The 13,450-nt window shown below is 71.0% G+C and carries 14 protein-coding genes; 8 read left to right on the top strand and 6 right to left on the bottom strand.

Annotated elements, in window-relative coordinates; translation table 11 throughout:
* Positions 1-148 precede the first annotated feature (148 nt).
* Positions 149-472, bottom strand: a complete 324-nt coding sequence (locus tag OHA77_RS01980) for a cupin domain-containing protein (protein WP_406315682.1) — start codon at positions 470-472, stop codon at positions 149-151.
* Positions 473-543: 71 nt separating this feature from the next.
* Here OHA77_RS01980 and OHA77_RS01975 point away from each other — a divergent pair, with 71 nt between their 5' ends.
* A complete protein-coding gene (locus OHA77_RS01975) occupies positions 544-1,491 on the top strand; it encodes a GlxA family transcriptional regulator (RefSeq protein WP_406315681.1) in 948 nt (315 codons plus the stop codon).
* Positions 1,492-1,617: 126 nt separating this feature from the next.
* Here OHA77_RS01975 and OHA77_RS01970 read toward each other — a convergent pair whose 3' ends face one another.
* Both OHA77_RS01970 and OHA77_RS01965 read right to left on the bottom strand, forming a co-directional pair.
* Positions 1,618-2,775, bottom strand: coding sequence for a cation:proton antiporter (locus tag OHA77_RS01970; protein WP_406315679.1), 1,158 nt, complete (start codon positions 2,773-2,775; stop codon positions 1,618-1,620).
* An 8-nt stretch (positions 2,776-2,783) separates the two neighbouring features.
* The gene (locus OHA77_RS01965) at positions 2,784-3,266 is read right to left on the bottom strand and encodes a cation:proton antiporter regulatory subunit (RefSeq protein ID WP_326822395.1); all 483 of its coding nucleotides are present in this window, start codon (positions 3,264-3,266) and stop codon (positions 2,784-2,786) included.
* 167 nt (positions 3,267-3,433) lie between these two features.
* On the opposite strand from OHA77_RS01965, the gene OHA77_RS01960 reads away from it, so the two are divergent.
* The 7 genes from OHA77_RS01960 (at position 3,434) to OHA77_RS01930 (ending at position 10,814) form a co-directional block, all read left to right on the top strand.
* A complete protein-coding gene (locus OHA77_RS01960; RefSeq protein ID WP_406315677.1) occupies positions 3,434-4,261 on the top strand; it encodes an ABC transporter permease in 828 nt (275 codons plus the stop codon).
* Positions 4,234-4,986, top strand: a complete 753-nt coding sequence (locus tag OHA77_RS01955) for an ABC transporter ATP-binding protein (protein WP_406315675.1) — start codon at positions 4,234-4,236, stop codon at positions 4,984-4,986. The genes OHA77_RS01960 and OHA77_RS01955 overlap by 28 nt, the downstream gene beginning before the upstream one ends.
* Complete coding sequence (locus OHA77_RS01950; RefSeq protein WP_406315673.1) at positions 4,983-5,981, top strand: ABC transporter substrate-binding protein; 999 nt, start codon at positions 4,983-4,985, stop codon at positions 5,979-5,981. Before OHA77_RS01955 ends, OHA77_RS01950 begins: the two co-directional genes overlap by 4 nt.
* Positions 5,981-7,087 carry an LLM class flavin-dependent oxidoreductase gene (locus tag OHA77_RS01945; RefSeq protein WP_406315671.1) on the top strand — a complete coding sequence of 369 codons (1,107 nt, stop codon included), beginning with the start codon at positions 5,981-5,983 and terminating at the stop codon, positions 7,085-7,087. Before OHA77_RS01950 ends, OHA77_RS01945 begins: the two co-directional genes overlap by 1 nt.
* 384 nt (positions 7,088-7,471) lie before the next feature.
* Positions 7,472-8,314, top strand: a complete 843-nt coding sequence (locus tag OHA77_RS01940; protein WP_406315669.1) for a hypothetical protein — start codon at positions 7,472-7,474, stop codon at positions 8,312-8,314.
* A gap of 287 nt (positions 8,315-8,601) precedes the next feature.
* On the top strand, positions 8,602-9,765 hold the full coding sequence (locus OHA77_RS01935; RefSeq protein ID WP_406315667.1) for a saccharopine dehydrogenase family protein: 1,164 nt from the start codon (positions 8,602-8,604) through the stop codon (positions 9,763-9,765).
* A 242-nt stretch (positions 9,766-10,007) separates the two neighbouring features.
* Entirely contained in the window at positions 10,008-10,814 is an 807-nt protein-coding gene (locus OHA77_RS01930; protein WP_406315666.1) for an SAM-dependent methyltransferase, read from the top strand.
* A gap of 117 nt (positions 10,815-10,931) precedes the next feature.
* Here OHA77_RS01930 and OHA77_RS01925 read toward each other — a convergent pair whose 3' ends face one another.
* The 3 genes from OHA77_RS01925 to OHA77_RS01915 are packed head-to-tail and all read right to left on the bottom strand — an operon-like array spanning position 10,932 to position 13,269.
* A complete protein-coding gene (locus tag OHA77_RS01925; RefSeq protein ID WP_326822401.1) occupies positions 10,932-11,162 on the bottom strand; it encodes an SPW repeat protein in 231 nt (76 codons plus the stop codon).
* On the bottom strand, positions 11,159-11,578 hold the full coding sequence (locus tag OHA77_RS01920; protein ID WP_406315664.1) for a hypothetical protein: 420 nt from the start codon (positions 11,576-11,578) through the stop codon (positions 11,159-11,161). The genes OHA77_RS01925 and OHA77_RS01920 overlap by 4 nt, the downstream gene beginning before the upstream one ends.
* Positions 11,575-13,269, bottom strand: coding sequence for a DHA2 family efflux MFS transporter permease subunit (locus OHA77_RS01915; protein ID WP_406315662.1), 1,695 nt, complete (start codon positions 13,267-13,269; stop codon positions 11,575-11,577). The genes OHA77_RS01920 and OHA77_RS01915 overlap by 4 nt, the downstream gene beginning before the upstream one ends.
* Between the last annotated feature and the right edge of the window lie 181 nt (positions 13,270-13,450).

The raw sequence follows: 13,450 nt of genomic DNA, 5'->3' as shown, positions 1-13,450 counted from the left end.
TGGTCCATAACATCGGCGCGAGCGGGGCGGTGCCGGGGAACCCGTCGCCGGAACGGTGGCGGCCCGGCGCCTGCCGCCGGTCGGATCCGGTCTGGTGGGCGAGGTGGCAGCCCATCCGTCCGGAACCGACCGGCCGCCTGCCGTGCCGTCAGGCGGGTGTGAGGCTGATGCCCAGCATGCGCGCTCCGGTCTCGGTTCGCGGCCGATGCCGGCTGCCCGGGGCGAACACCACGTAGGTTCCCTCCCCGTGCCGCTCCTCGCCCTCGATGACCTCACCGCTGAGCACGTAGTAGCGCTCCTCGCCCTCGTGCGCGTCGACTTCGGGCCACTGCGTGCCCGGCGCGAAGTCGATGACCCAGCCGCGGGCCGACGCGGTCGCGGTGAGCCGCCTCCTGACGATGCCCGGAACCACTTCGACCTGCGGGACATCGTCGATGTTCACGACCTGAGGGCCGTCCGATTGCTGATTCATGACGCCCATCCTGGCGGCCCGATGAGCAGCTGCCGAGTGTCATAAATGACGTTATAAGGTACTTTTTTGCCATGTTGCTTCATCGGGTGGTCGCACTGGCGAACCCTCCCCAGGCGACCTTCGAGCTGAGCTGCGCGGCGGAGGTCTTCGGCACGGAGCGGCCGGGTCTCGCACGCCGCTACCGGTTCGGTGTCTGCGCCGAGCTCCCGGGGCCGGTGCCGACCTCGGCCGGCTATGCCATGACGGTCTCCGAAGGGCTGTCCGCCCTGGAGGACGCCGACACGATCGTCATTCCGGGGTGGCAGTCGCGTGCGGCCACCGCCCCGGTGCTCAGCGCACTCCGCCGGGCCCACCGGCGCGGCATCCGGATCGCCGCCATCTGCTCGGGCGCCTTCGTCCTCGCCCAGGCCGGGCTGCTCGACGGCCGTACGGCGACCACCCACTGGCGGCTGGCGGCCGACCTCGCGGCGCGCTTTCCCCGGGTCCGCGTCGACCCCGACGTGCTCTACGTCGACCACGGCGACGTCGCCACCAGCGCGGGGACCGGCGCGGGAATCGACCTCTGCCTGCATCTCGTCCGCGCGGACCACGGCGCCGCCTACGCGGCGCAGGTGGCGCGCCACATGGTCATGCCGCCGCACCGGGAGGGAGGCCAGCTCCAGTACGCCGCCCTTCCCGAACGCGGGCCGATGCCCGACTCCCTCGGCCCCGTGCTGGAATGGGCCGCCGAGCGGCTCGGAGAACCGCTGACCGTCGACCAGATGGCCGCCTACGCCGGTGTCTCCAGCCGCACTCTGGCCCGTCGGTTCGTCGACCGGTTCGGCACGGGTCCCGGGCAGTGGGTCCTCTCCCGGCGGATCGACATGGCCCGGGCGCTGCTGGAGGAGACGGACCTGTCCGTGGACGCCGTCGCAGCCCGGGTCGGACTCTCCTCGGCCACCAACCTGCGCCGCCGGTTCCACCACGCGGTGCGCACCACCCCCGCCGCCTACCGGCGTGCCTTCCGGCAGCGCGGGTGAGGCGCGGAACCGATCACCCGGCCGAGGCCCGGCGGAGGCCCGGCGGAGGCCCGGCCATCTCCGTCGGATGACAGACGGCGCGTGGCCCGGGAACGGACCACGCGCCGGATGCGACCGCCTGACAGGTCAGGTGCGTTTGGCGATGGCGGTGATGAAGGGCTGCACCAGCCGGGCGGCCAGCGGGCCGAACATGGCGAGGATGAGCACGTAGGCGGCGGCCAGCGGGCCGAGATCGGGGTGGACGCCGGCGGCCACCGCCAGACCCGCGATCACGATGTTGAACTCACCGCGGGGAATGAGCGAGATGCCCGCCCGTGCCTGTCCGGCCTTGGCGATGCCCGCCCGCCGGGCCGCGTAGACGCCGGTGAGCAGTTTGGTGATCATGCTGACCACCGCGAGCAGTGCCGCCAGTCCGGCGACCGGACCGATCTTGGTGGGATCGGTCTGCAGGCCGAAGAAGACGAAGAACACCGCGGCGAACAGGTCGCGGAGCGGGGTCAGCAGCGCATGGGCGTCCTCGGCCAGCTCTCCGGACAGCGCGATGCCGACCAGGAAGGCCCCCACGGCGGCCGAGACCTGGAGCTGCTGGGCGACCCCGGCGACCAGCAGGGCGAGCCCGACCACCTTCAGCAGCAGCACCTCGGAGTTGGGGCTGGAGACGAAGGCCTCGATGAAACGGCCGTAGCGGAGTGCGACCAGCAGCACGACGCTGACCGTGGCCAGCGCGATCCCCACGGTGACCGCGCCGCCGACGAAGCTCACCCCGGCCAGCAGGGCGGTGAGGATCGGCAGGTAGACCGCCATGGTGAGGTCTTCGAAGACCAGCAGTGACAGCACCACCGGGGTCTCCCGGTTGCCGATCCACCCCAGGTCGGACAGGACCTTGGCGGTGATGCCGGAGGAGGTGGCGTAGGTGACTCCCGCCATGGCCACCGCGGCCACCGGGCCCCAGCCGAGCAGCAGCGCGGCGATCGCGCCGGGTGCCGCGTTGAGCACCAGGTCGACGACGCCGGCACGGGCGTTGCCCTTCAGGCTGGTGACGAGTTCGTCGGCGTTGTACTCCAGGCCGAGCGTGAGCAGCAGCAGGATGACGCCGAGTTCGGCGCCGACCGAGATGAAGTCCTCGCTGGTGGCCAGGGGCAGGATGCCGCCCTGTCCGAAGGCCAGTCCCGCGAGGAGATAGAGGGGAATGGGGGAGATGCCGACGCGCATGGCCAGTGCGCCGAGTATGCCGAGCCCGAGAAGGACAGCACCGAGTTCCAGGAAGAGAATTGCTGTGTGCACCCGTTGCCCTAACCGTTGGTCAGGATGTCGGCGACCGCGGCGGTGCTCTCCGGACTGCCCACCACGACGACCACGTCGCCGTCGGCGAACGCGAAGTCGGGGCCGGGGCTGGCGAAGACCTGCCCGCCGCGGACCACGGCCACGATGGAGGCCCCGGTGCGGGTGCGGACGCGCGCGTCACCCATCGGCCGCCCGTCGTACGGCGTGCCGGGCAGGATGGGCAGCTGCAGGCTGACCAGCCCCTCCACCTCCCGGTGCAGGGCGTTGAGACGCTGCACGATGCGCGGGGCGCCGAGCAGCTCACAGAGCGCGTCGGCCTCCTCGTCGTTCAGTTTGACGGTCTCGCACGCCCGGTCGGGATCGTCGGGGTCGTATATCACCAGGTCGCGGCGGCCGGTTCGGTGGGAGACGATCCCGATCCTCCGGCCCGAACGAGTGGTGAACTCGTGTCGCAGTCCGATGCCGGGCAGTGCCGTCTGTTCGACCTCCACCGTGCCATTCCTCCATTTGTGCATGTATAGGGCTTTTCCATGAACTTACCAATCAATGCCGCAAGGTGGAGTTTCGGAATAACCGGTATTACCGATTGACTTTGTAGGTTATCTGTCTGACGATGAGCGGGACGTCACGCCTCCGCACACCGAATGAGGTCCCCTCCGTGTCCGCTCCCGTCATCGATGCGGGGCTGGGACGCCAGGCTGTACGGCCGCGGCCCCGCGTTCCCCGGTTGCCCGCCGTCTGGCAGCGGCTGCTCAGTCCGCTGGTCATCGTCGCCCTCTGGCAGCTCGCCGGCAGCACGGGCCTGCTCCCCGAACGACTCCTCGCCTCTCCCGCCAAGGTCGTCGCCACCGCCGCCGACCTGGTCCAGGCCGGTGTCCTGCCCACCGCGATCGCGGTCTCGCTGCAGCGGGCACTGATCGGTTTCGCCCTCGGCGCGCTGGCCGGGATCACGCTGGCACTGGTCGCCGGGCTCAGCCGGGTGGGGGAGAACGCGGTCGACCCGCCGCTGCAGATGCTGCGGGCCCTCCCGTTGTTCGGGCTGATCCCGCTGTTCATCCTCTGGTTCGGAATCGGCGAGACACCCAAGGTGGCACTGGTCGCCCTCGGCGTGGTCTTCCCGCTCTACCTCAACACCTTCGCCGGCATCCGCGGAGTGGACGGCAAGCTCGCCGAGGTCGCCCAAGTGCTGCGGCTGCGCCGCTCGGCGCTGATAGCGCACATCGTGCTGCCGGGCGCGCTGCCCCAGGCGCTCGTCGGCCTGCGGCAGAGCCTGGGGGTCGCCTGGCTGGCGCTGATCGTGGCCGAGCAGATCAACGCCGACGCCGGCATCGGCCACATGATCAACGATGCCCGCGAATTCCTGCGCACCGACGTCATCGTCGTCGGCCTGATCGTCTACGCGATCCTCGGCCTGCTCACCGACTCACTGGTGCGCCTTCTGGAGAGGAGGGCCCTGTCATGGCGGCGCGACTTCCTGGCGCGGTAGGCCCGGTGCCCGCCACGGTGGGCACCGCGGTGAAGGTGAGACATCTCACCCGGAGGTTCGGGGAACGCACGGTCCTGGACGGCGTCGACCTGGAGATCGCCCAGGGGGAGTTCGTCGCGCTGCTCGGCCGCAGCGGCTCGGGCAAGTCCACCCTGCTACGGGTGCTCGCGGGCCTCGATCCCGGCGCGGAGGGCCGCGCGGAGGTGGGCGGCACCGTCGCGGTGGCCTTCCAGGAGCCCCGGCTGATCCCCTGGAAGCGGGTCCTGGCCAACGTCGCGCTCGGACTCCGGGTTCCCGACCCGCGCGCCGCCGCGCTGGCGGCACTGGAGGAGGTCGGGCTGGGCGGGCTGCGTGACGCCTGGCCACTCACCCTGTCCGGCGGCGAGGCCCAGCGAGCCTCCCTCGCCCGAGCGCTGGTCCGCGAACCCGGCCTGCTCCTGCTGGACGAACCGTTCAGCGCCCTGGACGCGCTGACCCGCATCACCATCCACCGGCTCGTGCTCGACCTGTGGGTACGGCACGGCCCCGGCATCCTGCTCGTCACCCACGACGTGGACGAGGCCCTGCTCCTGGCCGACCGCGTCCTGGTGCTCGACCGGGGCGTCATCGCCCACGAGTCGCGGGTGGAACTGCCCCGTCCGCGCCGTCGCGACCATCCCGATCTCATCGCCCTGCGCTCGATCCTGCTCGCCGGACTCGGTGTCACCCCGGAGGGAACGGCATGAAACATCGCATCACCACTCTGATCGCCGCCCTGCTCCTCGCCGCCACGGCCGCCTGCGGCGGCGCGGGAGAGGCCGATGACGCGGTCCACGCCGACGGCTCGGCCGACCTGTCCCAAGTGACGCTCCACGTCGGTGACCAGAAGGGCACCGGCCTGCAGGCACTCCTGACCGCCGCCGGACAGCTCGACGGTCTCCCGTACAAGGTCAGCTGGGCGCAGTTCACCTCCGGGCCGCCGATCCTGGAGGCCATCAACGCCGGTTCGGTCGATTTCGGCGCGGTGGGCAACGCCCCGCCCGTCTTCGCCGCGGCCGCCGGATCGAAGATCTCCATCGTCGGTGTGGCGGAGAAGGGAATCGGCGGCCAGGCCGTGCTCGTCCCTCCGGACTCACCGATCAAGATCCCCGCCGACCTGCGCGGCAAGCGCGTCGCCGTGGCCAAGGGCAGTTCCGCCAACTTCCACCTGCTGGCCGTGTTGAGGAAGGCGGGCCTGAGCTTCGCCGACATCCAGCCGCAGTATCTGCAGCCTCCGGACGCCCTCGCCGCGTTCTCCGAGGGGAAGATCGACGCCTGGGCCATCTGGGACCCTTACACCGCCCAGGCCGAGGCCCAGACCAAGGCGCGCATCCTGGTCGACGGTGACGGCTACGTCAACGGCTTCGAGTTCCAGATCGCGGGCAAGGACGCCCTCGCCGACACCGCCCGCTCGGCCGCCCTGGGTGACTGGGTGGCGCGCATCCGCCGGGCCCACAGCTGGGCCAACGACCACTCCGACGAGTGGGCGAAGGTCTACTCCCGGCTCACCGGACTGGACCCGGCCGTCGTCGGTGTGTCAGTCAAGCGCAGCTCGTACAAGGACCTCAAACTCGCCGGAGACGTCGTCACCCGTGAGCAGCTCGTCGCCGACGCGTTCAACGAGGCCAAACTCGTCCCCGTCCCCGTCACGATCGCCGACATCATCGACACCCGGTTCGACGCCACCGTGGAGAACACCTGATGAAGTTCCACTGGTTCCTGCCCACCTCCGGTGACAGCCGCGTCCTGACCGGCGGCGGCCACGGCCTCCGAAGGGGACACGGTCTCTCCGGGACGGCCCCGTTCCGCCAGCCGGACATCGAATACCTCGCGCAGATCGCCCGCTCGGCCGAGCAACTCGGCTTCGAGGCGGTCCTCACCCCCACCGGCACCTGGTGTGAGGACGCCTGGCTGGTCACCGCCGCGCTGACCCGCGAGACCGAGCGGCTGAAATTCCTGGTCGCCTTCCGCCCCGGATTCCTGTCGCCGACCCTGGCCGCGCAGATGGCCGCCACCTACCAGCGCCTGTCGCGTGGCAGGCTCCTGCTCAACGTGGTGACCGGCGGGGAGACGGCCGAACAGGCCAGATTCGGCGACCACCTGTCCAAGGACGAGCGCTACGAGCGGACCGGCGAGTTCCTGTCCATCGTGCGCGGCGCGTGGAGCGGCCCGCCGTACGACTTCGACGGCACGCACTACCGGGTCGAAGGCGCGATGGTCTCCGAGGTGCCCGACCCCGTCCCGGAGATCTACTTCGGCGGCTCCTCACCGGCCGCGGGTCCCGTCGCGGCCGAACACGTGGACGTCTACCTGACCTGGGGCGAACCCCCGGACCAGGTGGCCGGGAAGATCGAGTGGATGCGCGGGCTGGCCGCCGAGCGGGGCCGCGAACTCCGGTTCGGCATCCGGCTGCACGTGATCACCCGGGACACCGAGCGGGAGGCCTGGGCGGAGGCCGAGCGGTTGCTGGCCGCGCTCGACCCGGCCGACATCGCCACGGCAAGGAAGCTGCTGGGACGCAGCGAGTCGGTCGGTCAGCGGCGGATGCTCGAACTGCACGAGGGCTTCACCGGCGGCACGGCCCGCGACCTGGAGATCCACCCGAACCTCTGGGCCGGGGTGGGCCTGGTCCGGGGCGGCGCGGGCACCGCGCTGGTCGGCAGCCATGCCCAGGTCGCCGAGCGGATCGAGGAGTACGCCGCGCTCGGCATCGAGGAGTTCGTCCTGTCCGGCTACCCGCATCTGGAGGAGGCGTACTGGTTCGGCGAGGGCGTGCTGCCCCGGGTGCGCGCCCTGACGGTGGGGTGATCGGCCACATCAGGCTTTCCCGGCCTGCGCACGGCCCTTCCGCGGGGGAGTAGGCCCGTGCCCGGTGACCGCCCGCACGGCATCGCGTTCCCCGGTGCCGTACGGGCGGTCACCGTCGTATCCGGGCGACCCACACCACTCATGCCAAATTTTCTTCGGGCCCGGATTTCCGGGTTGAGCTGGTGGAAGGCAACGGCGGGCGGGGGACGATCGCCGAACGGCCGCATGGGCCGGGAGGAAACGGGCAGGCTCGGTGTGCCCGTTTGAAGATCGTTTCAGCGGATTCGTCGTGATCACCATCTGCGGCGGGTCGGGCGGACGACGGTCTCAGGTCGCCCCAGGCCGGCGGGCGTTCAATCGGAGCACCGTAGACGGGAGGACATGGTGACACCAACCAACCGTGACAAGCCGAACGGACACCAGCGGATCGGAGCCGTCGGACCACGCCGAGGCGTTCAGCGACCGCTGATCGTCGCCGCGGCCGCCGTACTGGTGGCGTCGGGCGGCGTCGGGATGGCCACGGCATCGGCGGCGACGCCCCCACCACCGCCGACTGAGACCCCCGCTCCAACAGACAGCACCACCGCGACCCCCACCGAGACCCCCACCGAGACGCCGACGGAGACCCTCACTCCCACGCCGACGCCCACCGCCACCGCGCTGCCCACCGCGCACCCCCTGGAGTTCGTCGGCGCGGTGCACGGGGAGTTCCTGGCGGGGACGGAGGACCCGTGCGTTTTCGTCCCGGTGCTCGCCCAGACGGGTGAGGCGACCGCCGTGGTCGAAGGGTCGATCACCGTGCGCAGCCGCGACGGCTTCGAGCAGGTGTACACGGTCACCGACGACACCCATGTCGTCGCGGGCAGGCGCGGCAACAGCAAGGTCAAACAGGGTGACTGGGTGGCGCTGACCGCGACGCGCGGCGGAGAGACGGCCACGGCCGCCTATGTCTACGACCTGTCGCAGCCGGACCGGAGGATCCGGCGCGGCAACGACTGGTGGTACCCCCGGCAGGGATGGTCCGGCACGGGCAAGTGGCGAACCCCCACACCCTGCCCCACACCGCCGCCGACCCCGACCCCGACCCCGACGGTGACCGAAACGCCCACCGTGCCGCCCACCCCGGTCCCGACCCCGACGACCCCGGTGCCTTCGGAGACACCGACACCGGTGCCCAGCGTGACGGCAACAGTCACGCCGACGCCGACCCCGACTCCCAACCCCTGAGCATCGCCGCTGATCGAGTATCGGCAGGACGGACCCTGGCACGGCATCCCCCCGTGCCAGGGCCGTCACACCACATCCCTCACCTGTTTCCGTTCGCGTGCACGGACCGGTGACCACCTGCCCGGGGACGAGCGGACCGGAAAGTCCCCGCCCGTCGTATGCGGTGCGCGGAACGGCGGGTACCACCGGGTCGACGGCACGACGGTCTCCACCCGCGGCGAGGTGATCGGCGATCACATCCGGTCCGTACGGTTGCACGCCACCCCTCCGAGGAGGAGCCTCAGCCTATGCCTGACGATCAGCGCCCCTACGACATCGTGCTCTTCGGCGCCACCGGGTTCACCGGGGCGCTGACCGCGCAGTACCTCGCGCACAACACCGATCCCGGCTGCCGCTGGGCCCTGGCCGGACGCAACCCGGCCAAGCTGAAAGCGGTCGCCGAGCGGATCGGCCGCCCCGACCTGCCCCTGCTGCACGCCGACGCGACCGACCCGGCCTCGTTGGCGGAGATCGCCCGGCAGGCCCGGGTCGTCGCCACCACCGTCGGCCCCTACGTCTCCCACGGGGAGCCGCTCGTGGCCGCCTGCGCCGCCGCGGGCACCCACTACGCCGACATCACCGGCGAGCCGGAGTTCGTCGACCTCATGTTCGCCCGCCACCACGAGCAGGCCCGGCGGACCGGGGCGAAACTCGTGCACGCCTGCGGATTCGACTCCATCCCGCACGACCTCGGCGCCTACTTCACCGTCAAGCACCTGCCCGAGGGGGTGCCGATCGAGGTGGACGGGTTCGTGCGGGCGAACGGCAAGCCGTCGGGCGGCACCCTCCATTCGGCACTCATGGCGGTCTCCCGGTCCCGGCAGACGGCCGAGGCCGCCCGTGCCCGGCGCGAGGTCGAAAGCCGTCCCACCGGCCGCCAGGCACGCGGCTCAGCCGGAACGTTGCGCTACGTGGGAGGGTGGGCGCTTCCGCTGCCCACCCTCGACCCGCAGATCGTGGGCCGCTCGGCCCGCGCGCTGGAACGCTACGGCCCCGACTTCACCTACCGCCACCACATCGCCGTCAGGAGGCTGCCCGCCGCGCTGGCACTCGCCGCGGGCGTGGGGGCGCTCGTCGCGCTCGCCCAGATCCCCCCGGCCCGTTCCCGGCTGCTCGGCCGGATCACCTCCGGTGACGGGCCCACCCCCGAGCAGCGGGCCGCGGGCTGGTTCAAGATCACGTTCCTCGGCCGGGGCGGTGGCGAGCGCGTCGTCACCGAGGTCGCCGGCGGTGATCCCGGTTACGACGAGACCGCCAAGATGCTCGCCGAGTCGGCCCTCTGCCTGGCCTTCGACGACCTGCCGCCGGTCTCCGGCCAGGTCACCACGGCCACCGCGATGGGCGACGCGCTGATCGACCGGCTCCGGCGAGCGGGCATCACCTTCAGGGTGCGGAGCGACTCGCGGAAGTAGCCGCCCGTAGGGGCGCCCGTGCACGGCGGACCTCGGCCCGGAGCTTCCGCGCCCCACTGGCGAGGTCTCCGTGCGGCGCACGCGGCCGGCGGTGCCCGTGCCCGCCCGGCATCCGGGGGGTTCGCCCCGACGGCGTCGCCCATGGCGGATCCGCTGTCCGGTCATCAGCAAAAGCCACATTTCACTGGCTTTCCACCCCATATGATCATCTCGAATCCCCAGGACAGCGAGGAAGGACCCTTGTGGCCGACGAAGTGAGTGAGCGGAACGCCGGCATCGACACGAGCAGGCCCAGCATCGCCAGGGCCTACGACGTCGTCCTCAACGGCAAGGACAACTTCGAGGTCGACCGCGCCTTCGTCGCCGAGATCGTCAAGGTCGTCCCCGAGATCTACGACGTGGCGACCTACAACCGGCAGATCCTCGGCCGGGGAGTGCGTTTCCTGTCCGCTCAGGGCATCACCCAGTTCGTCGACCTCGGCTCGGGGCTGCCGACCGTGGAGAACACCCACCAGGTCGCGCAGCGTGCGAACCCGGACGCGCGGGTCGTCTACGTCGACAACGACCCGATGGTGCTCGCCCACGGCCGGGCGCTGCTGGCGGAGAACGACCGTACCGGGGTCATCACCTCCGACCTGCGCGACACGGAGGCGATTCTCTCCGATCCGGTCTTCAAGAGCCTCATCGACCTCGGTCGCCCGGTGGGCGTGATGCTGGTCGGCATCCTGCACCACCTGCACGACGACGAGGACCCCCGGGGGGTCGTCGAGGCCTACATGGCGGCGGTTCCGCCGGGCAGCTACCTGTTCATCACCCACTTCTGCGCCTCCACCGAGGACTCGCGCGACGCCGAGCAGAAGTACCTCGCGCTGCTCGGCACCGGCCGGTTCCGGACGCCGGAGGAGATCACCGCTTACTTCGACGGGTTCGAGCTCCTCGAACCGGGTGTCGTCCCGCTGCCCCTGTGGCGACCCGACGGCCCCGTCCCGGCGAAGCTCACCGTGGGCCAGCAGCTCATGTACGGCGGGATCGCCTACAAGAGCCGTTAGCGCCTGCCGGGCAGGACGGCTCGTCGGCGGGGCCGGGGCGGAGCCGTATCCGGCACCCTGGCCCAGGGGTGCGGCCGGGCACCAGTGACGGCGGCGAAGGAGTACGGCAGGCCGGGGTCAGCCGGGATCGGTTCTTCTGGCGTACATGTCGGCGATGTGACCCGCGAGCACGGTGAAGAAGCCGGTGAAGCCGAGCAGGGTGAGCAGGGCGCCGACGATCACATCGTTGCGGGTGGCCGTCGTCCAGGCCGCGCCGTCCGGTTGCTGGCCGGTCACGAACGGCGCGGCGACCAGCCAGATCCCGGTTGCGGAGAGCACGCCGATGCCGATGATTCCCGCTCTGCTCACCGTTCCTCCTCGGCATGCCCGCTGGTCGCACCGCTGACCTTGCCACCCGCGTGCTCCAGTTGATCGGCGGCCAGCGCGGCCACCAGAGGCCTGAGCAGGCCGTGCAGGTCTTCGATCGTCGGCGCGGTCGCGGTGGGGAACGGCTCGTCCGGCGCGTCCGGCGTGTCCGGCACAGCGGGTCGCGGGGCGGGACGCTCGGGGAGAAGCCCGTCGGCGCGGAGCCGGGCGCGCCAGGCCCGCACCCACACCAGGATGGTGGCCAGGGAGAGCGCGCACACTCCCGCTCCCGTCCACAGATCGACCTTCGACGCGGCGCCGCCGGAGGGGTGGTTCAGCGCGTACGGCGCGAGCAGCAGCCACACCCCCACGCCCAGAGCGGCGGTCGCCGTGATCAGACCGGCCAGGTAACGCGTCATTTCCGCTCCTTTTCCGTCAATGCTGCGAGGAGGACCTGTCCGGCCAGCGGTCTGAGGACCTGACGGGAGGCCGCGCGGGCGCGGGTGGCATCGTCACCGGCCTGGTCGGCGGGGACAAGCCGGGCGGCGGCCGCGACCAGCCGCGGTGATCCGCCGTGTTCGAGCCGGTCGGCGAGCCAGGTGAGGGCGACGCCGGTCACCGCGAGGGTCACCGCGCCCGGCCGGGTGGGCGTGCTCCCGTGCAGCGGTATCTCCTTCAGGAACAGCGCGAGCAACAGGCTGGCGATCGCGAACGGTATCGCCCACAGATAGACGGCCTGGACGGCCGCGGTGAACGCCTCGAGCAACTCCCGCAACTGGGTGGTGGGAAGCCGTCCGAGGAGTTCGGGATCGAGCTGTGCGGCCTGCGCCGGCAGACCGGACCCGCTCAGTTCCCCCTCCAGGGCACGGATCTGGACCGTGCCGAACAGCGCGGTCCCCAGCGCGCCACCGAGTGTGCGGAAGAAGGCGATCGCGCTGGACGCGCTGCCGATGTCGCCGGGCCGTACCGCGTTCTGGGTCGCCACCAGCGGCACCTGCATGAAGCCGCCCACCCCGAGACCGACCACGACGGTGAAGGCCATGAGCACGGCCATGGAGGTGTCGACCTCGACGAGGCTGAGCAGGTAGAGACCGGCGGCCAGGACCGTCGCGCCCAGAATGGGCATCGCCTTGTACCGGCCCGTCCTGGAGATCAGCCATCCGCTCACCACGGAGGAGACGATCACTCCGCCGGTCAGCGGGACGAGGGCCAGTCCGGATTCGGTGGCCGTGTCGCCGCGGACGATCTGGAAGTAGGCGGGCAGGTAGACGATGGCGCCGAAGAGCGCGACACCCGACAGCAGCGACAGCCCCGCGCTGACCGCGACCACGGGATGGGTGATGACCCGTGGCGGCAGGATGGGTTCGGACGCCCTGCGCTGCCAGGCGGCGAAGGCCGCGGTCAGGCAGATGCCCACCCCTGCGAGGCCGATGATCTGCCAGGAGGACCAGTCGTACGTTCTGCCGCCCCACACCGTGACCATCAGGATGCAGCACACGGCGGTGGCCAGGAGGACGGCTCCGAGATAGTCGATGCTGTGCTGCGTCCTTCTGCCGGGCAGGTGGAGCGTGACCGCCACCACGGCGAGGGCGACCACCCCGAGGGGGAGGTTGATCCAGAAGATCCAGCGCCAGGTGGCGTGGTCGGTGAAGAAGCCGCCGACAAGCGGCCCGGCGACGCTGGCCAGGCCGAACACGCCGCCGAAGAGGCCTTGGTAGCGGCCCCGGTCACGGGGCGGGACGACATCGGCGATGATCGCCATCGCGAGGGCCATCAGACCGCCGCCGCCCAGCCCCTGAACACCCCGGAAGACGCTCAGCTGAACCATGTTCTGGGCGAGGCCGCACAGGATGGAGCCGATCAGGAAGATGACGATCGCGCTCTGGAAGACCCGCTTGCGGCCGTACAGGTCGGAAAGCTTGCCGTACAGCGGGGTTCCGGCCGTCGAGGCGAGAAGGTAGGACGTGACCACCCAGGAGAGCTGGTCCAGTCCGCCGAGCTCCTGCGCGATCATCGGCAACGCGGTGGCGACGATCGTCTGGTCCAGCGCGGCGAGCAGCATGGCGAGCATGAGCCCGGCCATCACGAGCCGGATCTGCGCGCGAGTCAACAACGACAACCCCCGCTTCGGTCACTTTTTGTAGCGACGACATTACGCAGGGAGCCCGTTCGACGTATGCAGAACCAACATATCTTCCGCCGCACGGCGCCGACCGCCCCTCATGGTCACCCAGTGCGTGGTTATGGGCCGGAGGGAAGGTGACGATCCTCTCCGCAACCCGGTGGCTTGG

The sequence above is a fragment of the Streptosporangium sp. NBC_01639 genome, from assembly GCF_045209755.1.
Classification (GTDB): domain Bacteria; phylum Actinomycetota; class Actinomycetes; order Streptosporangiales; family Streptosporangiaceae; genus Streptosporangium.
Note: the sequence above shows the minus strand (reverse complement) of the source record. Positions and strands in the feature narration are given on the sequence as shown.